17 protein-coding genes are annotated in these 24,226 nt (G+C 59.5%); 8 read left to right on the top strand and 9 right to left on the bottom strand.

Translation table 11 applies throughout. From position 1 onward, the window contains the following. Positions 1–6: 6 nt before the first annotated feature. The 6 genes from CKW21_RS14825 to CKW21_RS14800 form a co-directional block, all read right to left on the bottom strand. Positions 7–801 (bottom strand): amino acid ABC transporter ATP-binding protein, encoded by a 795-nt coding sequence (locus CKW21_RS14825; RefSeq protein ID WP_095194699.1) that lies wholly within the window; start codon positions 799–801, stop codon positions 7–9. Next, a complete protein-coding gene (locus CKW21_RS14820) occupies positions 798–1,460 on the bottom strand; it encodes an amino acid ABC transporter permease (protein WP_095194698.1) in 663 nt (220 codons plus the stop codon). The genes CKW21_RS14825 and CKW21_RS14820 overlap by 4 nt, the downstream gene beginning before the upstream one ends. An 8-nt stretch (positions 1,461–1,468) precedes the next feature. Continuing rightward, positions 1,469–2,131, bottom strand: a complete 663-nt coding sequence (locus tag CKW21_RS14815) for an amino acid ABC transporter permease (RefSeq protein ID WP_095194697.1) — start codon at positions 2,129–2,131, stop codon at positions 1,469–1,471. Between the two features lie 49 nt (positions 2,132–2,180). After that, on the bottom strand, positions 2,181–3,026 hold the full coding sequence (locus CKW21_RS14810; RefSeq protein WP_095194696.1) for a transporter substrate-binding domain-containing protein: 846 nt from the start codon (positions 3,024–3,026) through the stop codon (positions 2,181–2,183). Between the two features lie 265 nt (positions 3,027–3,291). Continuing rightward, positions 3,292–3,573 carry a type II toxin-antitoxin system RelE/ParE family toxin gene (locus CKW21_RS14805; RefSeq protein WP_095194695.1) on the bottom strand — a complete coding sequence of 94 codons (282 nt, stop codon included), beginning with the start codon at positions 3,571–3,573 and terminating at the stop codon, positions 3,292–3,294. Next, on the bottom strand, positions 3,563–3,811 hold the full coding sequence (locus tag CKW21_RS14800; RefSeq protein WP_095194694.1) for a type II toxin-antitoxin system Phd/YefM family antitoxin: 249 nt from the start codon (positions 3,809–3,811) through the stop codon (positions 3,563–3,565). The genes CKW21_RS14805 and CKW21_RS14800 overlap by 11 nt, the downstream gene beginning before the upstream one ends. A gap of 315 nt (positions 3,812–4,126) precedes the next feature. Between CKW21_RS14800 and wecB the strand changes: the two genes are divergently transcribed. The 5 genes from wecB to CKW21_RS14775 are packed head-to-tail and all read left to right on the top strand — an operon-like array spanning position 4,127 to position 12,545. Further along, a complete protein-coding gene (gene wecB, locus CKW21_RS14795; protein WP_095194693.1) occupies positions 4,127–5,281 on the top strand; it encodes a non-hydrolyzing UDP-N-acetylglucosamine 2-epimerase in 1,155 nt (384 codons plus the stop codon). Further along, complete coding sequence (gene nrfB, locus CKW21_RS14790) at positions 5,278–7,452, top strand: cyclic di-3',5'-guanylate-activated glycosyltransferase NrfB (RefSeq protein ID WP_095194692.1); 2,175 nt, start codon at positions 5,278–5,280, stop codon at positions 7,450–7,452. Before wecB ends, nrfB begins: the two co-directional genes overlap by 4 nt. After that, positions 7,449–10,601, top strand: coding sequence for a phage receptor (locus CKW21_RS14785; protein WP_095194691.1), 3,153 nt, complete (start codon positions 7,449–7,451; stop codon positions 10,599–10,601). Before nrfB ends, CKW21_RS14785 begins: the two co-directional genes overlap by 4 nt. Next, a complete protein-coding gene (locus tag CKW21_RS14780; RefSeq protein WP_095194690.1) occupies positions 10,601–11,479 on the top strand; it encodes a DUF4434 family protein in 879 nt (292 codons plus the stop codon). The genes CKW21_RS14785 and CKW21_RS14780 overlap by 1 nt, the downstream gene beginning before the upstream one ends. Then, on the top strand, positions 11,463–12,545 hold the full coding sequence (locus CKW21_RS14775) for a diguanylate cyclase (RefSeq protein WP_095194895.1): 1,083 nt from the start codon (positions 11,463–11,465) through the stop codon (positions 12,543–12,545). Before CKW21_RS14780 ends, CKW21_RS14775 begins: the two co-directional genes overlap by 17 nt. Before the next feature lie 114 nt (positions 12,546–12,659). Here CKW21_RS14775 and CKW21_RS14770 read toward each other — a convergent pair whose 3' ends face one another. After that, positions 12,660–14,219 (bottom strand): TerC family protein, encoded by a 1,560-nt coding sequence (locus CKW21_RS14770; RefSeq protein WP_095194689.1) that lies wholly within the window; start codon positions 14,217–14,219, stop codon positions 12,660–12,662. A 406-nt stretch (positions 14,220–14,625) separates the two neighbouring features. Here CKW21_RS14770 and CKW21_RS14765 point away from each other — a divergent pair, with 406 nt between their 5' ends. Then, positions 14,626–19,527, top strand: coding sequence for a dermonecrotic toxin domain-containing protein (locus tag CKW21_RS14765; protein ID WP_095194688.1), 4,902 nt, complete (start codon positions 14,626–14,628; stop codon positions 19,525–19,527). Between the two features lie 135 nt (positions 19,528–19,662). Here CKW21_RS14765 and CKW21_RS14760 read toward each other — a convergent pair whose 3' ends face one another. Then, positions 19,663–20,529, bottom strand: coding sequence for a LysR family transcriptional regulator (locus CKW21_RS14760; protein WP_095194687.1), 867 nt, complete (start codon positions 20,527–20,529; stop codon positions 19,663–19,665). Between the two features lie 103 nt (positions 20,530–20,632). On the opposite strand from CKW21_RS14760, the gene CKW21_RS14755 reads away from it, so the two are divergent. After that, positions 20,633–22,177, top strand: coding sequence for an MFS transporter (locus CKW21_RS14755; RefSeq protein WP_095194686.1), 1,545 nt, complete (start codon positions 20,633–20,635; stop codon positions 22,175–22,177). Between the two features lie 105 nt (positions 22,178–22,282). Beyond that, positions 22,283–23,506, top strand: coding sequence for an NADH:flavin oxidoreductase/NADH oxidase family protein (locus CKW21_RS14750; protein WP_095194685.1), 1,224 nt, complete (start codon positions 22,283–22,285; stop codon positions 23,504–23,506). 144 nt (positions 23,507–23,650) lie between these two features. Here CKW21_RS14750 and CKW21_RS14745 read toward each other — a convergent pair whose 3' ends face one another. Then, positions 23,651–24,196 carry a VWA domain-containing protein gene (locus tag CKW21_RS14745; RefSeq protein WP_170948674.1) on the bottom strand — a complete coding sequence of 182 codons (546 nt, stop codon included), beginning with the start codon at positions 24,194–24,196 and terminating at the stop codon, positions 23,651–23,653. Positions 24,197–24,226 lie beyond the last annotated feature (30 nt).

The raw sequence follows: 24,226 nt of genomic DNA, 5'->3' as shown, positions 1-24,226 counted from the left end.
GAAAGCTCAAAAACGCGTGCTTTTGAGAAATTCCGCCAGTCGTGGCGATTGCGGGCGCTCGAACAGTTCCTTGGGCGGTCCCTGCTCTTCGATGCGCCCCTGATTCATGAAAACGATCTTGTCCGAAACCTCGAAGGCAAAGCGCATTTCGTGGGTCACCAGCAGCATGGTCATGCCGTCATCGGCCAGGCCCTTGATCACATTGAGCACTTCGCTGACCAGCTCCGGGTCCAGCGCCGAAGTCACTTCGTCGAACAGCATCAGGCTCGGGTTCATCGCAATCGCCCGGGCGATCGCCACGCGCTGCTGCTGGCCACCGGACAACTGACCGGGGTAGTGATCGCGGCGCTCCAGCAGGCCGACCCGCTCCAGCCACTTTTCCGCCAGGGCCACGGCTTCGTCCTTGTGCAGCTTTTTCACCTTGAGCAAGCCCAGGGTGACGTTCTGCAACGCGGTGAGGTGCGGGAACAGGTTGAACTGCTGGAACGCCATGCCGGTCATGGCGCGATGGCGGGCGATGACTTTTTCCGGGTGGCGGATACGTTTGCCATTGATCTCGTCATAGCCGATGGATTCGCCGTCGAGCAGGATCTGCCCACCCTGAAACTCTTCAAGCATGTTCACGCAGCGCAGCAGCGTGGTCTTGCCCGAGCCGCTGGAACCGATCAGCGTCACAACGTTGCCGCGCTGCATGGTCAGGTCGACACCCTTGAGCACTTCGAGCGGGCCGTATTGCTTGTGCAGGCCACGAATGTCCAGCAAAGGTTGGCCGTTTTGTGGGTTGATTGGAGTCTGAGTCATGGCAAGGCCACCCGCTTTTCAATGTGCCGGCCGAGTAACTCGATGCCGTAGTTGATGACGAAGAACAGAAAACCGGCGAACAGGTAGAACTCCAGGGTCATGAAGGTCCGGGCGATGATCTGTTGGGTGCTGAGCAGCAACTCGGCCACGCCGATCACCGACAGCAGCGTGGACGCCTTGACGATCTCGGTGGACGAATTGACCCAGGTCGGCAAGATCTGCCGCAGCGCCTGGGGCAGCAGCACGTAGCCGAGGGCCTGATAGAACGTCAGGCCGATGGCCTTGCTCGCTTCCATCTGCCCGCGCGGCAGTGCCTGCAACGCGCCGCGCACGATCTCGGCGACGTGGGAGCCGCAGAATAACGTCAGCCCCAAGGCACCCGCCTGGAACGCGCTGATCTGCCAGCCCAGCGCCGGCGCCATATAGAAGCAGGCCAGCACCAGCACAAACACCGGCGTGCCGCGAATCACATCGACGTAAAAACGAAACGGTGCGCGCATCCAGAATTTGCCGTAGGTCAGCACCAATCCGGCGAAAACACCGAGTACCGTGCCGAGCAAAATCGCCAGCGCCGACACCTGCACACTGGTCAGAAAGCCTTGCCACAAGGGCTCCCGTGCAACCCACAACTCATGCAACCAACTGGGGGATTCGTACATGGGGCCTCCTATCGGCGGATCGCCAGACGCTGTTCGAGGTATCGCAGCATCATGGCAATGAGGTAACAGGCCGCCACATACAGCGCCGTGGTCACCAGCCAGGTTTCAATCACCCGGTAGCTCTCGACATTGATCTTGCGCGCGTAATAGGTCAGCTCCGGCACGGCAATCGCCGCCGCCAGCGAGGTGTCCTTGAACAGCGAAATGAAGTTGTTCGACAAGGCCGGCAGCACGTTGCGCAACATCACCGGCACGGTGACGTAAGCCTTGACCTGCCACTCGCCGAGGCCAATCGCCAGGCCGGCTTCGCGCTGGCCCTTGGGAATGCTCAGCAGGCCGCCGCGGAACACTTCGGTCAGGTACGCCCCGGCATACAGCGACAGGGTGATGATGAACGAAGGAATCTTGTCCAGGCGTATGCCCAGGCTCGGCAAGGCGAAATAGATCAACAGAATCAACACCAGAATCGGCGTGTTACGGATCACCGTGACATACACCGAAGCCAGCACCCGCAACGCGCGGTGCTTCGACAGCAAAGCAAACGCCATCAGCAGGCCGATCACGCAGCCGATGGCGATCGACACCAGCGCCAGTTCGAGGCCCAGACCGAGCCCCGCCAGCAAGCTGTCGAAATCGCGCCACACGGCGGCAAAGTTCAACTGATAGTTCATGGTCGGCAGTACCTTGAGCGGGGCGATTCACCGCCCCGCTCTCACGGGATCATTGGAATTCGACGGGGAAACCAATCTTCGGCGACGGCAGATCGACACCGAACCATTGCTTGAAGGACGCCGCGTAAGTCGGGAACTCAACGCCGGTCATGGCTTCATGCAGGGTGGTGTTGACGAAATTCAGCCAGTCCTGATCGCCGCGCTTGACCGCACAGGCGTAGGTTTGCGGGCTCCAGGCATAGGCCGGGCTGCGATAGCGGCCAGCGTTCTGCACCATCAGGTATTTCACCGACGACTGATCGGTGGCCGCCGCGTCGGCGCGTCCCGAGTTCACCGCCTGATACATCAGATCCACGCTGTCGTACTGATCGACCTTGGCCTTGGGCAACGCCTGATGCACCAGTTCTTCGGCATACACGTTTTGCAGCACCGCCACGGTGACGCTGTCACCAGCGGCCTGCATGTCGTCGATTTCCTTGTACTTGCTGTTGGCCGGCAGCAGCAGGCCGACACCTTCACGGTAGTACGGCAGGGTGAACGCCACTTGCTGGGCACGGCTGGCGGTCACGGTGATGAACTGGCAGCTCATGTCGACCTTGTCGGTCAGCAGGTTGGGAATCCGCGCATCGGATGACTGCACCACGAACTCGACCTTGCTCGGGTCATTGAACAGCCCCTTGGCCACCATGCGCGCGATATCGATATCGAAGCCCTGCAATTTGCCGTCCGCGCCCTGGAAGTGCCACGGCGCATTGGTGCTGCCAGTGCCCACAATCAGTTTGCCACGGGCCAGAACGCTATCGAGCTTACTGTCCGCCGCCTGGGCCACGCCCATGGCAGCAGCAGAGGCTGCGAACAGAAAAACACACGCTTTGAACAACGAAGGTCGACGCATGGCAAGCACTCCTGGATGTTGTTTATTCCGCTATACCGGAACCTAGTATGTAACAGCGGAATAGACAGCAGAAAGTGTGCCACAGGTTGGGACGGGTTTGTGCGCGAGATTGAAAAATGTTTTGAATCAGATAGATGCGTAAAAACGCAACGCGGTGTTACGAATGGTGCAGCTTCGGATGCGCTACCATCGGCTACGGATAGCGGGTATCAGGTTCACAATTGGTGCATGCGTGCTACTTAACGAACTTTTGATCGGTGTGGGTTCAGCGGGTTTGCGCATCTTTGCAAACATCTCCCCGCTCTCTTTTTCCAACCGCTACGACCGTTACCACTACAACCTCATCTTTGACTCGATAAACCAGTCGATACCCGGCACTCCGGAGCTTGATCTTGTAAGCATTTCCCATTCCGCTGAGGCGATCTGCCGGAACGTGTGGATTAACAAGCCGCTCCCGTAGTTTCTTTTTGAATTGCTCTCTCAGGTTCTCCCCAAGCTTTTTCCATTCCTTCCAGGCTTTTTCAGAAAACTCCAGTTCATAGGTCATCAATTGAAACCTTTATGGTCGGGTCGTTTTCTCGCTCCTTGCATAATGCGATCAGTTCCAGATCCTCCAGCCGATTCATCATGGCCTCATACTCTTTGGCGGGGACGCAATAAAAGGCAGGTTCGTTACGATTCAGGATCGCAACAGACGAACCGCCGCCCGCGGCCACCGTACCCATCGGGTTTCTTTTCAGTTCCGAGATGCTCGCCACGACCTGCGAAAGCACGATATGTGTCATGAAACAATTCCTTGGGATGCTTTTAGAGACACTCAAAATAGCACTCCAAAACGCATCAGAGTGCGATCTGTATGGATGAATTTCCCTGATTTCGACACGACTGAGACTCCCCTTTGCGGTTGCTCACGACGACTGCACAAAATTATCACGCCATGGCTTTCCGTATTTCCGGGTTTCCTGTGAGGCCGGCCTTATAAAACGGTCAGAAATATCCGAGTTGGACAACCCCCCATCCGGCTGCTTTATTCAATACCCAAGTGATAAGCACTCTTAACAGCGGCGACGCGTCTGGCGTGAGTTGTCCCGGGAGGGTTCATGTCCTTCAAAGTCATGATGGTGTTCGGCACACGACCCGAAGCCATCAAGATGGCACCCCTTGCACGGGTCCTGCGCAACTGGCCCGGTATCGAACTGAACATCTGCTCGACCGGCCAGCACCGGGAAATGCTCACGCAGGTGCTCGACTCCTTTGAGCTGTCGGTCGATGAAGATCTGCAGGTAATGACCCAGGGGCAAACGCTCAATGGTCTCTCCGAACAGCTGCTGGAGCATCTGGACAAGGCCTACGAACGGGTGCATCCGGATATCGTGCTGGTTCACGGCGACACCACCACCAGCTTCATCGCCGCCCTCGCCGCCTTCAATCGCCAATTGCCCATCGGCCATGTCGAAGCCGGTTTGCGCACCGGCAACTTGCGTGCGCCCTGGCCGGAAGAAGCCAATCGACGCCTGACCGGTGTCCTCGCCGACCTGCATTTCACGCCGACCACCAAGGGCGAAGCGAACCTGCTGGGCGAAGGCGTGCCCAAGGCCCACATCGAAGTCTCCGGCAACACGGTGATCGATGCGCTGCTGTGGATGCGCACCCATCAGCAGGACATTCACTGGCACCCGGCCGTTGACTCGCCTTTGGCGGTACTCGATGACAAGCGGCGCATGGTGCTGATCACCGGGCACCGCCGGGAAAACTTCGGTGGCGGCTTTCGCAACATCTGCCTGGCGCTGGCCCATCTCGCCGAGCGCTACCCGGATGTGCAATTCGTCTACCCGGTGCACCTCAATCCGCAGGTGCAGAAGGCTGTCTACAGCGTGCTTTCGGACAAGCCCAACATCTACCTGGTCGCACCGCAGGATTACCAGCACTTTGTCTGGCTGATGGACCGCGCGCATTTCATCCTCACCGACTCCGGCGGCATCCAGGAGGAAGCCCCGGCCATCGGCAAACCGCTGTTGGTACTGCGCGATGTCACCGAACGGCCTTCGGTGCTCGAAGGCGGCACCGTGTTGTTGGTGGGTACCGACACGGAACGCATCGTCAAGGAAGCCAGCCTGCTGCTCGATGACGACGCCACGTTCCAGCGCATGAGCCGAATTTTCAGCCCTTACGGCGACGGCCACGCCAGCGAGCGGATTGCCAACCGGCTCTGCGCCTGGCTCAAACAACACTCGTCGTCGGGTAAAGCGGTATGAGTTTTGGTCTGGTCGACTTCTTTGCCTATGTGCTGTTCGGCCTCAAATACCTCGCGATCATCCTGGCGCTGTTGATGTTTGTACTCGGGCTCGATGACCTGTTCATTGACCTTGTGTATTGGACCCGCAAGCTGATCCGCCGCTGGCGCATTTATGAAAAATTCAAGCGTGCCGACGAGCAGCGGCTCTACACCAAAAGCGAAAAACCACTGGCGATCATGGTGCCGGCCTGGAACGAAGTTGGGGTAGTGGGTGAAATGGCACGCCTGGCGGCCTCGACCCTCGATTACGAGAACTATCAGATTTTCGTCGGTACCTACCCCAACGATGCCGAAACCCAGGCCGATGTCGATGCGGTCTGCCAGCACTATCCGAATGTGCACAAAGTGGTCTGCGCGCGCCCCGGCCCCACCAGCAAGGCCGACTGCCTGAACAACATCATCGACGCCATCCTGCGTTTCGAAAGCGAGGCGAAGATCCAGTTCGCCGGCTTCATCCTGCACGATGCCGAAGACGTGATTTCACCCATGGAGTTGCGCCTGTTCAACTACCTGCTGCCGAACAAGGACCTGATCCAGATCCCGGTCTACCCCTACGCGCCGGAATGGAAAGGTTTCACCGCCGGGCACTACGTCGACGAATTCGCCGAGAACCACGGCAAGGACGTGATCGTTCGCGAGGCCCTGACGGGCCAGGTACCCAGCGCCGGTGTCGGGACCTGTTTCAGCCGCAAGGCCATCAGCGCGCTGCTGGAAGATGGCGATGGCATTGCCTTCGATGTGCAGAGCCTGACCGAGGACTACGACATCGGCTTTCGCCTCAAGCAAAAAGGCATGATCTGCATTTTCGCCCGCTACTCGGTGAGCGACCCGAAACTGGCGCTCGAACAGCCCTGGGTGTTCGGCATGGATCGTGCGTTTTCCCAGGTGATCTGCGTGCGCGAGCATTTTCCCCGGGACTGGCAGCATGCGATCCGGCAAAAATCGCGCTGGATCGTTGGCATCGTTTTCCAGGGCACCAAAAACCTCGGCTGGAGCCCCACGGGGTTACTCAACTATTTTCTGTGGCGCGACCGTCGCGGCATGATCGCCTACCTGCTGAGTTTCCTGGTCAACCTGTTGTTCCTGGTGTTGCTGGCCATGTGGCTGGTAACGGTCATCGCACCGAATGCCTGGCGATATCCGTCGATACTCGCCGACAGCCCGCTGCTCAAAACACTGCTGTGGCTCAACGGATTGATGCTGCTCAATCGGCTGTTCCAGCGCGGCTGGTTCGTCACCCGTTATTACGGCTTGGGCGAAGGCCTGCTGTCGGCACCGCGAATGATGTGGAGCAACTTCATCAACTTCTTCGCCAACGTGCGGGCGCTGCGCCAGGTCATGGAGATGGGCGATTCCCGTCGCGTGGCCTGGGATAAAACCACCCATGAATTCCCGGCCTTGACCAAGGCCCAACGCACGCCGCTGGGTCATCGCCTGGTGGAAAAAGGCCTGCTCAGCGAAGAACAACTGGAAGCGGCGATCACCAACCCGGTGCGCCGGCGCCTCGGTCATGAGCTGTTGCTGCGCGGGCACATCGACACCACGCAACTGGTGCAAACCCTGGCCGAGCAACTGGACATGGAGTGGGCGCCGCTCAACCCGTTCAAACTCGACAAACGCCTGATCGACCTGGTGCCGCGCAAGGTTGCCTCCCACTACGGCGTACTGCCCGTGGCCGAGGAAGGCGACACGCTGGTGCTGGCCTCCGAAGGGCCGGTCAGTCAGGTGTCGCTGGGCGCCATCGGCCGCCAGTTGAAGCGCCCGGTGCGCTGTCGTCTGGCACCCCAGGGGCGGGTCACGCTGGGGATACGCCACTGGTACGCCAGCCCCCGGCAAAATGCCGACGTCCATCACATGCTCGAGGTGCTTGAGCGTCATCAGGATGATGAAGCCTTGCTTGAACGCGTCAGTCATCATCAGGTGTTGCTGGGCAATCTGCTGCAAGTGCGCGGCATGGTCCCGCCGAGCCTGTTCAATCAGGCCCTGATCGACTTCGATGCCGAGCACATGTCGCTGGGCCAACACCTGATCTCCCGCGGCATGATCACCCAGGAAGTACTCGAACAGGCTTTGGTGGAACAGGCCAGCGAACAGCAGGCCGCCTATCGCATCGCCCGGGAGGTTGAATGAAACCTCATGCCGTGTTCGTCGGTTGCCTGCTGCTGAGCCTTAACGCCGCCTGGGTTCAAGCCGAACCGCTGACTGACTTCGAGCAATTTCGCAGTTTCCCCTACATGGACCGCAGCTACCGCGAAGCGAAAAAAGGCAACTGGGCCGAAGTCGAACGACTGATGCGCCACCTGCTGGACATCGTGCCGAAAAATGACGAAGCGCGGGCGCTGCTGGTCGAAGCGCTGGCCAAGCAACGGCGCTACAAGGACGCACTGCAAGCACTGCCGGATAACCCGCAAAACAGCGATGCCTTGCTCAACCTGCGCCTGACGTGGATCGAACAGGATCCGCCCGGCAGTGGGCAGGTCGAACAATGGATGGCCGCCAGCAACCTCAACCAACGCATCCGCCTGTGGCAGGCCTACAGCCTGAGCCTGGCCAAATTTGGCGGTGCGGGCCGGGCTCACGATTGGCTGGCGCAATTGGAGCCCAAAGGTGACGAGCGGATTCTGCACCTGGCCCTGTCCAATTGGTCCGAGCAACTGCGCGACTGGAACGGCACCATCGAACAACTCGCGCCCTTGGCCGCCAACAATCAACTGGGTGCCGAAGACTGGCAGCGGCTGGCCAATGCGTATGTGCAACGGCTCGACGAACAACCGCTGGAACAATTGCTGCAACAGGCGCCCACCCCGGAGGCGGCACGCAAGACTCGCCTGGCGATGGTCGATCGCGCGATAGCCGTGGGGCACACCGAACAGGCTCAGCGCTGGCTGCAATCACTGCCGCCGGACGATCTTGCCGACCCCGCGCAACGCCGGCGCCTGTGGGAGCTGGCGCGGCAAACCGGCGACAGCACAACGGTGCAGCGCTTGAGCGGTGAATTGCAGCGGCCGTGCCTGGAGACCGCCGAATGGCTGTCCCGTCGCGATCCGGATGCGGCGCTCACGCAATTGCGTGGCTGCCCCGCCGACGCTGATCCCGAGACCTGGCTGATCCTTGCCCAACGCCTGCACGCCACCGAACTCCTGCAAGGCACGCGCCTGCCGCAACCCTGGGATAGCCGGCGCCAGCAACACCTGCTGGACATCTGGCAGCAAGAAGGTCAAAGCGACAAAGTCATGGCCTGGCTTGCCAGCCAGCCGCAGACCGCCGAGGTGGTCAAGCGGCGGGCCGAACTGGTTCAGGCGCTGGGGCGCACTACCGAAGCGGCGACACTCTGGGAGCGGCACTACCAGCAAACCGGCAACCTTCGCTCGCTCGATCAGGCCACGTACCTGGCGCTGAATGCCGGACAGCGCGAACACGCACAGCACCTGCTGGAAAACGCTTACGACCGCCATGGCGGCAAGCTCCCCGACGCCCTGTTGCAACGGCTGGCGACGCTGTATGCCTCGTCGACGCCCACGCCTGCACAGCAACGGCGCATCGTGTCGCTGCTCAATCGTGTCGACCCCGCCACCCGCGGCCAACTGTTGGCGCAACTGGCCGAGAGCGGCCAGTGCGGCGCCGTGCAGCAAGCCATCGGTGCGCAACCCCGGGCCGCCGGCGACTACCGCGCACTGGGGCGTTGCGCCATGCCGGATCGCCCTGGCGCTGCCGTCGTTTATTACCAACAGGCGGAAAGCTCCGGCGATCGAAGTAGCCGCGTGCCCTTGGCCTATGCCCTCGAAGCGGCCGGCGATTCGGCCGCAGCCTTGGCAATCTGGCGCAGCCTGCCCGATGCCGAACTCAGCGACAACGCCCGCCTCACCGCCAGTCGCAGCGCCCTGAATGCCGGGGACCTGCCAGCCGCCGAACTTTACTGGCAGCAAAGCCGCAGCCGTGGCCCCAACGAATGGGCACTGGGTGCCGCGATTGCCGATGCGCAGGGCGATCATGGCTTGGCCCTGCAACGACAACGCTCCGCCTTGCAACATTCAGCGGATGCCGGGCACTTCTACGCCGCGTCGGTCACCGCGCAGAAGGCCGGCGAACCTGTGCAAAGCACCGCCTGGCTGGCCGAGGCGGTACGACTCGAACCGGATAACCCGCGTTACCGCGCCGATTACGGCATGCGCCTGGCCGGTGCTGACACCCGGGAAGAACGCGCCCAGGCCATTCCTTATCTGCAAAGCGCCACCCGAAGCTTCCCCGAGGATTATCGCCTCGGCGAAACCCTCGCCTCGCGCTATGACGAAGTTGCGGACAGCGCAGCGGCGCGCAAGGAACTGCGCCGGGTGATCGATCTGGAACAAAACCCGGTAGCGGCCGACGACGAGGACGGCAGCATGGAGGCCCGGCGTTATCGCCAACGCCGCGCCCATGAAACCCTGTCACGCCGCGACTCGCGCACCGTGGCCAGCACCTGGTCGCCGGCCGGGGTCTCGACCAACGACTTCCTGCGATCCGACGAAACCAGCGGATCACGACGCCGTTCCACCTCGCAAAACGTACAACTGGCCATGTGGGATCACGCTCTGGGCGAAGAACCGAGCCGCGCCGGCAGCACACTGTCGGTCTATGGCCGCGTACTGCTCGGTGGTCAGAGTCGATCCAGCTACGCCGAATCCATCGCCACCGGCGTGGGGCTGCGCTACAAACCCTGGGGCACGGCGAACATCAACTTCTACGGCGAGATCTACAAGCAGAGCCAGTTCGATGACCAGGACAATCACGGCCTGAGCCTGGGCCAGATGCTGGCTCCGGAAAAGCTGTCGGACCAGGTCGAGGATCACCGCAAGGACGGGCACACCACCACCGATTACCTGTTGCGCAGCACCGCTTCGTTCCTGGATCAGGGCAGGTTTCGCAACGACTGGCGCGTCGACGAAAGCGACTGGGAAGAACGCTTTCTTTATCTGGATGCCGCGTGGTGGACCAAGGCTGGCGACCATCAATGGTTGTCGCGTTTCCAGCAAGGTCACGCGTGGAAGCTGCCGTTCAACGGCGCGCAAACCCTCATGCCCTACGGCTTTCTCGAATTTGCCAGCCAGGACCCGAGCAATGACTGGCGCCAGGATTTACGCACCGGCATCGGCCTGCGCTGGCAATGGTGGTTCGACGATGACATCTACAACGCCTACCGCGCGCACCTGACCGTTCGCACCGAATACCAGCAATCGTTGGGCGGCAATTTGTATGAAGGCGGTAACGGTGTACTGCTGGGCGTGGAGTTGAATTTCTGATGAAGCGACTTCTATTGCTTGTGTGCCTGTTGCTCGGCAGCGCGATGGTCCGCGCTGAGGAGCGGATTTTCTATCAACCGTTGAACGTCGATGCGAGTCTCGGCCAGGCGCAATGGCAGCGGATCTGGCAGGACACGGCCAAACAGGGTGTCCACACGGTGATCGTGCAGTGGACGGCCTACGGCGATTCTGATTTCGGCGGCGCCCACGGCTGGCTGGCCGACAGCCTGAAGCTGGCCCAGGCCCAAGGTTTGAAGCTGGTGCTGGGGTTGTACATGGACCCGGCCTATTACCAACGCATCAATGAGCTGGACAGTGCCGGGCTGGCGAGTTACTGGCAGGCGCAATTGGGCCAGTCGCTGGCCCAACGTCAGAAGTTGCTCAAGGACTGGAAGCTTCTGGTCACTGGCTGGTACTTGCCGATGGAGCTGGACGACTTGCATTTCCTCGCCCCTGATCGCCGGCAAACCCTGCTGCGTCAACTCAAGGACTTCGCCGGCCAGCTCGATGCGCCGCTGCATGTCAGTGCCTTCAGCGTCGGCAAGCTGGCGCCGCGTGTCAATGGTCGGTGGCTGGCGGCGTTGGCCGGCCAGGGCATTCAGGTCTGGTGGCAGGACGGTGCCGGTACCGAGCGTTTACCGCCATTGGTGCGCCAGGGTTACGCCCAGGCGCTGCCCTGCTCCGTCGGCATCGTTCAGGAAGCGTTTCGTCAGGTCAGCACCGCGGGCACGGCCTTTCGCGCAGAACCGGCCAACCTGCAAACGGCATCGACGGGCTGCCATCCCGGTGCGGTGTTTTCCCTGCGTTACCGGCCATGGGGCAAGGTGATGCTCGATAACCAGCGCAAGAGCAAAGTCGATGATGTACAAAACCATTGAAGATGAAGTGCTGAAAAAGGCGCCACCGGCCGAGTTGCAGGCTGAATTCATCCAACATGAGTTCGAACGGTTGCACTCCTTTTGCCTGCTGATTTACCTCGCCAGCATCGTGATGTGGATTTTCTTCGATCTGATCATCAGCTACGTCGGCGGTCAGGGACTCACCTGGCGTTCAGTGCCGTTTATCGGGCTCTTTGCGATCTTCTCGATCATTCTGGTGTTCACCCGCAAGGCCCGGCATTTCGATGTGCTCAATCTGCTGTTCGCCCTGACCATTACCGTTGGCGCGCGCCTTCTGATCGAAGGTTTACCGCAAGATCTACAGCCCGCGTGGCTGATGCTGGCAGCCACAAGCATCTTGTACAGTGCGTCCACGTTGCCGCTGAGCCGCTGGACGTTTTTTGCTACCCAGATCGTTACCTGGCTGATGCTCAACCCGTTCTTCGACGGCGATGTGGCGCTGTTCGACCTCAGTGGCGTGATGATGGTCTGTTACATGGGTTTTTTCTGCGCGCTGACCCTCTACACCTTTCTCATCCTGCGCAAGGCCAAACTGTATAACTTCATCATGTCCAGGCTGCTGCTGGACCAGGCGTACATCGACACGCTCACCGAAATCCCAAACCGCCGCTCGTTCATGACCCGCGCCGATAAACAGCTGCACCGCGTTCCACGCGAGCACGACCATTACCTGGGGATGATCGATATCGACAATTTCAAGAAGGTCAACGACGTCTACGGACACGACATCGGCGATGAAGTACTCAAGCGCATCGCAGCGGACATCAAGACGGTGATGAGCCACTTCGAATACGCGCGACTGGGCGGTGAAGAGTTTGCGATTTACCTGGCCGGGGTGCGCCGCGAAGATGTCGAGGCCCTGGCCGGCGAATTGTGCCAGGTGGTGCGCGAGCAAGTGACCCGACATCCGGTGACCATCAGTATCGGCCTGGCCAAGGTACTGGAGGGCGACACCTTGAACCAGGCGCTGATCAAGGCGGATGCGGCGCTGTATGAGTCAAAGCATACGGGGAAGGATCGGTACACCTTTCATCAGCAGGCTTGAGTGATCTGTCGCCTGATACATAGCCATCGCGGGCAAGCCCGCTCCCACAAGGTATTGCGCCAACCCTGTGGGAGCGGGCTTGCCCGCGATGGGGGCATCAGCCTCAACGCAGCATCATGCGTCGAGTCGCGCCAGAAACACCCGAGTCACCCGCCGCTCTTGCACCGACATCACCGTCATCCGCCACCCTTCCCACTCGTGGCTGTCGCCCTTCATCGGCAGGCGATCCAGCAAGCTCACCACCAGCCCGGCCAGGGTTTGGTAGTCGTCGGTCGGTTCTGCCGCAAAGCCAGTGCGCTGGCGCACCCGCGCCAGGTTCAAGGCGCCGCTGACCAGGAACCCGCCCTTCTCCTCGACCACATCCGGCCCTTCGATTTCGCTGGCGTCCGGCAACTCGCCGGCAATCGATTCGAGGATGTCGGTCATGGTCAGCACGCCGACGAAATCGCCGAATTCGTTGACCACGAACGCGATGTGGGTCGAGGCCTTGCGCATCTGCTCCAGGGCATTGAGGATCGAATAGCTGTCCAGCAGGTTGATGGTCTGGCGTGCCAGGTGTGCAAGGTCGGGTTGATTGCCGGCCAGGAACTCCTTCAGTAACTCCTTCTTGTGCACGAAGCCCAACGGCTCATCCACCGCACCGTCGCGAATCAACGGCAGACGCGAGTACGACGAATGCATCAACCGCGTGCGAATCGCCTCGGCATCATCGGCCAGATCAATGTGATCGACGTCGGCCCGCACAGTCATCAGGGTGCGAATCGGTCGCTCGGCCAGTTGCAGCACACCGCTGATCATCACCCGCTCACGACGATCGAACAGTTCCTCGCTCTGTGCCTCGCCGTCGTCCAGCATGTCGGCAATCTCTTCACCCACCTCTTCCACCGCCAGCTTGCGCCCGCCGAGCAAGCGCATCACCGCGTGGGCAGTGCGTTCGCGCATCGGTCGCAGGCCCTGCATCGAGCGCTTGCGCCGTGCCCGGGCGATCTGGTTGAACACCTCGATCAGGATCGAGAAACCGATGGCCGCATACAGATAGCCCTTCGGAATATGGAAGCCCAGACCTTCGGCGGTCAGCGCAAAGCCGATCATCATCAGGAAGCCCAGGCACAGCATGATCACCGTCGGGTGCGCGTTGACGAAACGGGTCAGCGGCTTGCTGGCGACGATCATCAGGCCGATGGAAATGATCACCGCGATCATCATCACCGCCAACTCATCGACCATGCCCACCGCGGTAATCACCGCGTCGAGGGAGAACACCGCATCCAGCACCACGATCTGCGCCACGATCGGCCAGAACAGCGCGTACGCCGTGTTGGATGAACGCTGGCCGACGTGACCTTCAAGCCGTTCATGCAGCTCCATGGTGGCCTTGAACAACAGGAACACGCCACCGAACAGCATGATCAGGTCACGCCCGGAGAAGCTCTTGTCGAACACCTCGAACAGTGGCTGGGTCAGGGTCACCAGCCAGGAAATACTGGCCAGCAGTCCCAGGCGCATCAGCAATGCCAGGGATAAACCGATCAACCGCGCGCGGTCGCGCTGCTCCGGCGGCAATTTGTCGGCGAGGATGGCGATAAACACCAGGTTGTCGATGCCCAGCACCAGCTCCAGCACAATCAATGTCAATAAGCCCAGCCATGCGGTGGGGTCGGCTAACCATTCCATAAAAATGTCTCGATCTCTTCAGTGAATTCAGAATGCCGGGCACGGCAAGGCGCGGCGCAGGGGCCGTGGAGCTGCAATGTCGGGGGTAATCGGAAAATGAAAGACCGGGTGTTTCGCGTGCATCAAGACTGCACGTAAGCGCGAAGGGAAAGGGTAACTGGGGGGCTCCGTGAGGGTGTTCATGCAAGTCCTGAAAGAAAAAAAGGACTTGAATCGTACAGGCGGGAGGGACGGATCCTACAGCTGGAAATCATTTCAAGATATATGCAAAAAAGCGTGAGTACACATTGCCAAAGCTTACGTGGGGTATTCAGTTACCGCACATCGACCCGTGAAATCGCATTACATCCCGTTGAGGCGGGCCAAGGGGGCCTTGCCGTTCAATATATGACAACAGGATGTTTTGATGAAGGACGCTCCAGTCACACAGAAAAAAATCTCCGACACATTGGCACAGGCGGTTCAACAAGAGTTCAAGGACCGGCCGATCGTGATCACCGCGGCGTTGAGGCAATTCAGCGCGGCACTGGACAATAGGTATCCCGCGCTGCAAATCGACGTGCTCACGACAACCCTCAATACGCCCAATTGGGTCAGCGAAAACATCATCGATCTTCAGGGCGACGGCGAAAACGGTCACGGCGTCGAACGCCAGGACACTCGAATCGATGGCTATACCACAACACCGCTGTTTGAGGTAATGATCCATAGCATTACCGCAAAGGCGCAGCTGTACTTCACCAATGGGCACTTCCTCAGTGATGCGCAAGACAAGCGCATTGAGGTCGATATGCGAGAGGTCGAAGATCTTCTGCGCCGATTACCCAAGGTCATGATCCCGGCGCTGCAACAGTCCCTGGTCGATTACTGGAATGAACCGGCTGTCGAAGGTACCAGCCGTTGGCAATGGCTCAGCGATGTGCTCAGAACGGCACTGCTGGTCAGTATGGGGCCATCGGCCAGCGGCTCCTTTCTGAATCAAGAGCAGGCCGATACGCTTTTGCAAGTCATCCAAAGCCCTGACAAAGCCCGGCGCGCCAGTCGTTATGGACAGGATTGCGCACAGGCTTTTTTGATTGACTACCAGGCCCGAACCGGGCGAACCCTGCAGGCCCACCTGGCCTACGAGGTATTGGTCACGCGTAAGGTCAATGGTCGTGAAGTGGTTGTCTGGTTCGAACCTGGCGGAGCTATTGAGGCCTATGATTCGTTGCAGGCGTTCGCGGATGACCAGGTGAGCAAGAAAGGACGCGAGCTGGAGTTCAGCGCTCTTGAACTACAGCCTTTCGAGTCGATCGGCGACGTCTTCGTCACTCAGGCCCAGGCATTGCTCAACCATCAGCTTGAGGACCTGAACCTGTTCGGTTCAGTGGAGGGGCAGGATCTGAAGGTTCTGGAAGACCGGTACGCTCGCCTGACGGATCTGGCCCCCTATCTCCTGAAATCCAATCCCGGCCTGCATGAGCAAAGGCTTTATGACGAAGTCAGCAGCCAATTGCCCGATTGGGCAACGCTCGCCAACAATGCCGACACCCAGGAATACAGTCGGTATTTGTTTCGACTGGCGGCCCTTCAACAAACTACAAAAGGCCTGGCCTACAACCACGGGATCGGCACCGCCGAACAGTTTGCCAACCAGGCTCTGATGGACGGGATGTCCTCCTATGGCGAAGCGGTAGATCCGGACCTGATCCAGGTTACCCAATACCGTAATGAAGATGGCGAGCTGCTGATCGTCGAACCCGGAACCGGCCGGTTTACCAGCGAAACCCAAAGCCTGACTCATCGAGCCTTGAATAACCTGGCCGGATTACCCTTCCTGGCCTCTGAGTTCAAACTCAAGGATGGCTCGCCTGCACCGGCCTGGATGACCCTCGATAACCTGAGAGCGCTGATCAGCGCCGCGGACATCGGTAAAAATTACCCGGCCGAAATCAAAAGGCTTCTGCTCGATGATCTGGCACAGAGAGCGGAGCGTGAAAAGCTCTTCGCTGATCAGTTGCGCATTCAACTGCCGATGCTCGCGCTCGAGAACAAGATTCGGCAACGATCAGGCTTTACCGATGCGGGTTACCGCTATGTAGCGGCGATTATGGAGCCGGAGTCCGAAGCCAGGCGCGTTACCGGGCAACAGATCGTGATCAGGCCCCTGGCGTTTAAAACCGAAATGTCGAATCAAACCCATGTGGTTCCCGACATGTTTGTGTTCGGAACGGCAGACGAAACGGTCGGCCCGCATATCCTGTACCGGCCTCTTTACCCTGAACAACTGATTGAGTTCGCTTCGCTCGATGCCTTGATGGAGGAAATTGTCAGCAACAATCCCAGGCCAGCCGTAGAGTTCCCTTCTGACAGCCGGCCCAATCCGTCGTTGCAGAAAAGCATCCTGGACTGGCTGGAATCAGATGTACGCAGAATCTATGACAACGGAGGCTTCCGCGAACCCCACCCGGTGGGCGTCATATTCGATACGGATTTGCTGCGCCCCGCACCTGCCGAATTCGACAAACAGTCACTCAGTGGTGATGTGCTGACGCATTTGTATGAAGCGAACGCCAACATCCTGGCTCGCCAGGCGGACGAGCAAACACTGTCGAATGCCGAGTACCGCTGGAACACGCTTAAGGAAATGGGGCTGATCGTCGTCGACAGCGTACTTAACGTGGTCCTGCCCTTTGTAAGCGGCCCCGCAGCAACCGTTGGCTGGTTGTTTGTCATGGAGACCTCTGTTTTACAGGCGTTGCAGGCACTCGCCCATGACGACAGCGACCCGATACAGGATTTGACGTTCAACCTGTTGATCAATCTGGCGCTGTCTTTGTTGATTCACCGTCTTGCACCCGATATCCATACGTCGGTCCAACCCTTCGCGCGCCCTTCGATAGTGCCCCGACCAGGGGCTGTCGAGGTCAAGCCGCAACTCAAACCCCCGATCGGGCCAGGCGCGGCCACTGCCATTACCGACAGCGTGCTGGATTTTTCAACGCCGACTTCCGGCAATTCACGGCAATTGCTCGAGCGATTCCTGCAAATCAATCAAGCCGGACGCGGACCGGTAATTACCGTCCCGGCGCCGAAAGGAATTGAGGTGGTCGATGGCCGCTGGTATGCAAAAGTCCCCGGTCGTCTCCGTGGGCAAGGCTGGGCAAACGTCGCGCCGACCGAGAGCGAAAACGTTGTGGTTCTCGACAACCTGGGAAAGCCGATAAAAGGGCTGGAGTTGAAAAACAATGGCCAGGAACTCTGGGATATCGCGCCGGAGTTTCGGGTGCGTGGGGGCGGTCAAGGAAGTAGCCGATACCTGTCCGACGTATTCGCTGATTCGCAACTACGGGCGCGGCGTGCGAAGTATGCGCTCGAGGTCAAGAAACTGAATGATCAAGTAAAACAGTTGAATGCAAACCTGACGCAGGCACAGAAAGATGGGAACGACGCCTACGCAAAAGCCAGCGCGATAGCAGAAAAGATCGACCTGGGAACCAGCACTGGCGAGGCGCTCGTAGCACTCAGAAAAGATCTGCGCAAGGCGGATCTGGATTTCAAGAAGATAGCCAGACAGTTCATTGAGGGTCATTTGCAAAAGGTGAATAAACTTGAGGAGGCTGCGAAGATTCTTGAAAAAGACAAAGACTATCAACGTGACGCCATCATTGACAATCTGAGTGAGACTGTAAACAGTCTTCTTGCTGCCGATGAGGATCTGATCACACTGTCAGGGAAATGGCCGCAATCGGGCATTTCCGATCAGGATATTTTCCCGCTGGCCTTTGATATCCAAAAAGCAAACACTGACGCGCCTTACAGCGTGCTGTATGAAACCAGGAAACATGTACTCGATATCTTGCCCGAACGAATCCGCGTCAGCACCAGACTCGAGCAGGCAATGGCGAAACTCGAAACGCTGGATAGTAACGCAAGAAAAGGTTACTTACAAAGAACCGGCTATTTATCCAAGCCAACTGAATTACTAAAAGACAAGTTCGAAAAGCGAAAGTACACCACCCAGTCATTGATCATTCAACAATTGGTCAGCTTGCGAGGGGCACTGTCAGGGGATCCGTTACTTGATCCCAGTCTGACCGAAGTGGCGGGATTGGAAGGACTCAGTAAAGCGCGATTGGGGGAAGTGACGAATAACGTCTTGACGTTGAACTCGACGCAAGGGTTTGACCCGAGGCTACGGATCGACCTGCTCCAGGAGGCTGTCAATGTTTACAATGATGCGGAGCTCATGGCGGGCAACCTTCGCAAGGTTGGCGCTCAACAGACTTATGTACCTCAGCTATTTCTTCAGAGGTTTCTCGATGCCTTGAAGTCTGTGCGAGCGATTGCTGAAAAAGAGTTGTCCGAGTCGATCACTGAGGACATGCAGGGCGAAGCTGTCCCGACAGAGGCAGAACAAAGCGTCGCAGAGACGCCAAAAAAAGCCAGAAAGAGAACCAAACGCCCCAATGAACGCTTGATCAACACACCGGAAGGTTATCGAGTAGGAGAGACTCAGGAGAAAACGACGAGCGAGCCTGACGAAACAGTAGCGGTAAAGGATATTGCAACCGGCAAAGACATTATTTACTACAGGCACGAAGGTGATGACCTCTACCAGCAAAGAAATGTCGAATCAGCGCAAGTTCCTCAATTACCTAAATCAACTCCTGAGCTCCGGACAATGCTCAACGAAGGGCAAAAACTTGTCGATAGTATCAATAAGCTTATTGGGAACTACAGGAAAGACGCCCCCCTGTACCGTAACCCCACCAGTCTCGAAGACAGGTTCCTGACACAGGCAACCAAACTCAAGGAACTGGCGGCAAACATTCATCAGAAGATAACAGGCGTTACCGGGCCTGATCATGGGAAAGCCGTAAAACTGTACCAGGACTTCAAACGCGCAAGCGACCAACTGGTCCAGGAAGGAAAAAAGCTGCGTATTGAAACCACCAAGGCATTGCCGCCGAATGCCGGCAGCTTCGAGTACTTGCTGGGAGAACACGAAGTGGCTATTCAAAACCCGACCTGGACGGATAAGTCGACGCCAAAGGAGTCAAGTTTCTTGCTTGAGTATGAAATAGTCGACAGTCGTAGCAAGAAAGTGATGTGGTATGCGCACTTTCACTGCTCAGCCCAATCAGTCAGTTCGATGACGCAAGCTCATCTGAAACTGGCGCGCCTGAGATTCCTGACGGTTAAAGATCAGCTGATCCGCTCCAATGGCAAGACGGAAGGCGTAATCTTTCCCGGTAATATGAAAACGGACTTTTCCAGGAAATACTTTTTCACCCCTCTCCCACCTGGGCGTAAGGCAGAGTAAAGGATAACGATAGCCGTCCCGGAGCAAACAAGACTTGCGCCTGCAGCAATAGCAGGCGCAACTCGGGCACGAGACCCGGTTTCGAAGTTCGACACAAAACACTGGGAACGAACTCGCTCGCGAAACGTTTGGCTTCTAGCTTTTTTTCACACGCTCGATGTACCTGTTCACCGCCGGCGACTTCTCAAACCGCCGATGAATCAATGCCAACCACGACGACGCATTGCAATCCTTGATCTGCCGGTACACCACATTCGGCAGACTGACGTGGCCAACCACCGACTCCGGCACCACCGCCACCCCCTGCCCCAGCGACACCAATGCAATCACCGCCACCAATCCACCCGGCTGCGCCCCGAGCTTCGGTACGAAACCTCCTTGACTCGCAACCTGCAACGTACCGACGACTTGCTCCGGAAGAATGAAGTTTTCGTTGTGCAAATGCGCAGAGTTGATGACCTGCAACCGGGTCAGCCATGAGTCCACCGGCAACGCCAACACAAAGCCCTCGTCGCTCAGGCGCACACCCTCGACACCTTCGGGCAAAGCCATCGGGCAGCGGATGTAACCCAAATCGAAGCGCCCCTCAAGGATCATGTTCGGCAGGCTGGCCATGGGGCTTTCCCGAACGTTGAGGCTGACATCCGGGTATTGGCCGGCAAAAGCCTGCACCTGCTTTTGCAGCGCCCCGGAATACACCGCCGAGGCCACATAACCCAGTTCGATGTGGCCGATGTCGCCACGACCGGCGCGTTGGGCATTGCGCTGGGCCGACTCGAACTGGCGCACCGTGGCCTCGGCCTCGATCACCAGCGCCGTGCCGGCCTCGGTCAGGCTGACATCCCGCGCCTGGCGCAGGAACAGGCGCGCGCCCAGTTCCGCTTCCATGTCCTGGATCTGCCGGGTCAAGGTCGGCGGCGCAATGCCCAATTGCTCGGCGGCACGGGTGAAGTTGCGCTGCCGGGCGACGGCGAGGAAGTAGCGGAAGTGGCGGATGTCCATCGGTGCGTTAGCTCAAAGGTAATGAAGTGATGATGCGCGCCTAACAAAGGGACCGTCAGCCAGCGATAAGCTGCACATCACTTCACAGTAGAGAACGTCCGCCATGTCCGTCAAACCCAAGGTGAGTCCGCGCCTGACCTTGCTCACCGCCTCAGCCGTGTGTTCGTTGATCGTGCTGGACACTAATATCGTCGCCGTTACCTTGCCCAGCATCGCTCGGGATCTGGGGGCGAATTTCGCTGATATCGAATGGGTGGTCAGTGCCTACATGCTGGCCTTCGCCGCCTTGCTGCTGCCCGCCGGCAGCCTGGCCGACCGCTTTGGCCGGCAGAAAACCCTGATGTGGGGTCTGGGTATTTTCATCCTGGCCTCGCTGGGTTGCGGTGCGGCGCCGAACGCACTGTTTCTGGACATCGCACGGACGATCAAGGGCGTCGGTGCCGCGCTGCTGCTGACCTCCGCGCTGGCCTCCATCGGTCATACCTTCCACGATGAACTGGAACGGGCCAAGGCCTGGGCGTTCTGGGGCGGTTGTATGGGCGTGGCCATGACGGCGGCGCCGACCTTGGGCGGATTGATCACTGAATTCGTCGGCTGGCGCTGGATTTTCTACCTCAACCTGCCGGTCGGCCTGTTCCTCATGTACATGGTCTGGCGCGCAGTGCCGGAATCCCGCGATGCCCAGGCCGCCCGCCTCGACCCTTGGGGCAGCCTCGCCTTCAGCGCCAGCCTGTTGTGCCTGATCTGGGGCCTGATCGAAGCCAACCGGATCGGCTGGAACAACCCCGTCACCTACGCACGCCTGGTGGGCGGTGCCCTGTTGCTGGGTTTGTTCGTCGTGATCGAGCGCCTGCAACAGCGGCCGATGATCGACTTGCAATTGTTCAGGCATCCGCGCTTCATCGGTGCCTTGCTCGGCATGTTCTCCTACGCCGCCTGCGCCCAGGTGATGATGACCATGCTGCCGTTCTACTTGCAGAACGGCCTGGGCTTTACCGCCATTTCCGCCGGATTGGGCATGCTGCCGTTTGCCGTGACCATGCTGATCTTCCCGCGCATCGGCGCACGGCTGGCGGGACGCGTTCACCCGGCAAACATGATGGCGATCGGGCTGACACTGGTGGGTTGCGGCAACCTGCTGAGCGCCTGGGCGGTCAACAGCGGCGGCTACCTGCCCTTCGCCCTGGCGATTGCCGTGACCGGTGCCGGTGCCGGGTTGCTCAATGGCGACACGCAGAAAAACATCATGGCCTGCGTACCCCGAGAGCGTACCGGCATGGCGTCGGGCATGAGCACCACCATGCGTTTCAGTGCCGTGATGCTGGCGATCGGGGTCTATGGCGCCTTGCTGTCGGGCCATAGCGAACAGTTGCTGCACGACAACCTGTCGGCACAGGGCGGGCAGTGGCTGGAACACACTCAAGGCGTCGCCTCACGGGTGGTGGCCGGTGACATGCCGGCGGCCATGAGCCTGTTGCCGCAAGCCGCACAGTCGGTGGTCGAGCCGCTGGCTCGCCAGGCGTTTGTCGGGGGCTTCAGCCTGTTGCTGTGGATCGCTGGACTGGCAGGATTACTGGCTGCGCTGGTGGTCGGCACGCTGATGCGCAATCCGATTCCCGTATCCCGGTCGAACCTGGTGCTTGAGTGAGGCCATCACCCGTTCGGCATTCATCACAGGTCATGGCGTCGGACTGCTTGACATTAAAGTGAGCTTTAAGCTTAGCCTCTGTTCATCACTGATGAGGAGTCAAGCATGTCACCCTTCCAAGCCTTGAAATTGCCCAACGGCCAGACCATCGCTAACCGGGTCGCCAAAGCCGCCATGGAAGAGAACCTTGCCGATTGCGATCAGGCACCCGATCAAGCGCTGTTTCGCCTGTATCACGCCTGGGCCGAGGGCGAAACCGGACTGCTGCTGACCGGCAACGTGATGATCGACCGCCGCGCCATGACCGGTCCCGGTGGGGTGGTGCTGGAGGACGAACGCCACCTGGAACGCTTCCGCCAATGGGCCGGCATTGGTCGCGCCGGTGGCGCGCATTTGTGGATGCAACTCAATCATCCGGGCCGCCAAACCATGGCCAACCTCGGCCAGCAAGCCCTGGCGCCTTCTGCGGTGGCGCTGGATCTGGGCTCGTTTTCAAAGATGTTCGCCGAGCCAAAGCCCATGAGCGAAGCCGATATCCAAGAGGTGATCCAACGCTTCGCCACCAGCGCCGCACTGGCGGAAAAGGCCGCGTTCAGCGGCGTGCAGATCCATGCCGCACACGGTTACTTGCTCAGCCAGTTCCTCTCACCGCTGACCAATCGCCGCACCGATCGCTGGGGCGGTTCGCTGGAGAACCGTGCGCGTTTGCTGCTGGCGGTGGTCGATGCGGTACACAACGCGGTGTCGCCGCAATTTTGCGTGGCGGTGAAGCTCAACTCGGCGGACTTCCAGCGCGGTGGCTTCGATGCCGACGACGCGCGACAAGTGATCCAGTGGCTCAACGATCAGCAGATCGACCTGCTGGAGCTTTCAGGTGGCAGCTACGAAGCACCGGCCATGCAAGGCGAAGCCCGCGATGGCCGAACCCTGGCCCGTGAGGCGTACTTTCTGGAAATGGCTGGCGAACCGGCCAGCGTGGCGCGCATGCCGGTGATGGTGACAGGCGGGATCCGGCGCCTGGCAATCGTCGAGCAGGTACTCGACAGAGGCATCGCCATGGCCGGGATCGGTACGGCGCTGGCCGTCGAACCGCAGTTGGTCAAACGCTGGCGCGAAGGTGAGAACAGTCACCCACAGCTACCGCCGATTCGCTGGAAACGCAAACCGCTGGCGGCCCTGGCGAATATGGCGGTGGTGAAGTTCCAGCTGCAGCGCTTGAGTCGCGGGCGCAAGACCCGGCCGCAGGTGTCGGCGTTGTGGGCGTTGATTCTGGACCGGGTGCACATCGCCCGGCTTACACAGCGGTACCGGCAGGCGATGGGTAAGTAGTTCAAAACTTACAGTGCCTGATACACCGCTTTTGTCGGAACGCCGCCCGGAACCGGCTCGCTCCCACAGGGGATTTGTTTACACAGGAGATCCAATATGGGAGCGAGCCTGCTCGCGAAGAGGCCCGCACAGACAACACAGCACTCAGCCCGGCAGCAACTCATCGATATGCCGATACTCGGACTGCAATTGCGCCGCCAGTACCCTGCTACGCCCAAGGCGGATCGGCCCGCGCTCGATGTCGATCACCAGCCCCGGACAATCGAGTGCGGGCAACGCCGGCCACTCTTTCAACCGACCATCAGTCACCACCAGCAACCGCTGTTGCTCCGCCGGAAACCGCTTTTGCCGTGCAGCCAGCCAGCACCCCGCCTCCCCCAGCGCCGCCAGCAACGGCGTGCCGCCACCCGCGCCAAGCCCATCGAGCCAGTGGCGCAGACCGCTGGAGGCTTTCAACCCTTGCACCTGCCACTTCGGCAACGCACCACTGGCCGTCAGCAAAGCCAGGCGCGCGCGTTGACGGTAGGCGTCGTCGAACAGTTGCGCCAACAGCCCCTTCGCATCACCTAGCGCTTGATGACGACGGGTCGAGGCCGACGCGTCGACGATCACCAACCACAGTTCATGGGGCGAACGGGTGCGCAGTTGAAAAAGCAGATCCGTGCGCTGACGGGGCCGGCCGTTGAGCAAGGTGCCGGGCCAATTGACCGAACCGCTTCG

The organism is Pseudomonas sp. Irchel 3A7, assembly GCF_900187565.1.
Taxonomy (GTDB): Bacteria; Pseudomonadota; Gammaproteobacteria; order Pseudomonadales; family Pseudomonadaceae; genus Aquipseudomonas.
This window is presented reverse-complemented; position numbering and strand designations above follow the sequence as displayed.

Bases quoted from the DNA above. Each gene is read 5' to 3' on its own strand.
- CKW21_RS14755 (WP_095194686.1), top strand. From the start codon at position 20,633: ATGTCCGTCAAACCCAAGGTGAGTCCGCGCCTGACCTTGCTCACCGCC.
- CKW21_RS14770 (WP_095194689.1), bottom strand. From the start codon at position 14,219: ATGGAATGGTTAGCCGACCCCACCGCATGGCTGGGCTTATTGACATTG.
- nrfB (WP_095194692.1), top strand. From the start codon at position 5,278: ATGAGTTTTGGTCTGGTCGACTTCTTTGCCTATGTGCTGTTCGGCCTC.
- CKW21_RS14760 (WP_095194687.1), bottom strand. From the start codon at position 20,529: ATGGACATCCGCCACTTCCGCTACTTCCTCGCCGTCGCCCGGCAGCGC.
- CKW21_RS14750 (WP_095194685.1), top strand. From the start codon at position 22,283: ATGTCACCCTTCCAAGCCTTGAAATTGCCCAACGGCCAGACCATCGCT.
- CKW21_RS14820 (WP_095194698.1), bottom strand. From the start codon at position 1,460: ATGTACGAATCCCCCAGTTGGTTGCATGAGTTGTGGGTTGCACGGGAG.
- CKW21_RS14765 (WP_095194688.1), top strand. From the start codon at position 14,626: ATGAAGGACGCTCCAGTCACACAGAAAAAAATCTCCGACACATTGGCA.
- wecB (WP_095194693.1), top strand. From the start codon at position 4,127: ATGTCCTTCAAAGTCATGATGGTGTTCGGCACACGACCCGAAGCCATC.
- CKW21_RS14805 (WP_095194695.1), bottom strand. From the start codon at position 3,573: ATGACCTATGAACTGGAGTTTTCTGAAAAAGCCTGGAAGGAATGGAAA.
- CKW21_RS14785 (WP_095194691.1), top strand. From the start codon at position 7,449: ATGAAACCTCATGCCGTGTTCGTCGGTTGCCTGCTGCTGAGCCTTAAC.
- CKW21_RS14800 (WP_095194694.1), bottom strand. From the start codon at position 3,811: ATGACACATATCGTGCTTTCGCAGGTCGTGGCGAGCATCTCGGAACTG.
- CKW21_RS14815 (WP_095194697.1), bottom strand. From the start codon at position 2,131: ATGAACTATCAGTTGAACTTTGCCGCCGTGTGGCGCGATTTCGACAGC.
- CKW21_RS14775 (WP_095194895.1), top strand. From the start codon at position 11,463: ATGTACAAAACCATTGAAGATGAAGTGCTGAAAAAGGCGCCACCGGCC.
- CKW21_RS14780 (WP_095194690.1), top strand. From the start codon at position 10,601: ATGAAGCGACTTCTATTGCTTGTGTGCCTGTTGCTCGGCAGCGCGATG.
- CKW21_RS14810 (WP_095194696.1), bottom strand. From the start codon at position 3,026: ATGCGTCGACCTTCGTTGTTCAAAGCGTGTGTTTTTCTGTTCGCAGCC.
- CKW21_RS14825 (WP_095194699.1), bottom strand. From the start codon at position 801: ATGACTCAGACTCCAATCAACCCACAAAACGGCCAACCTTTGCTGGAC.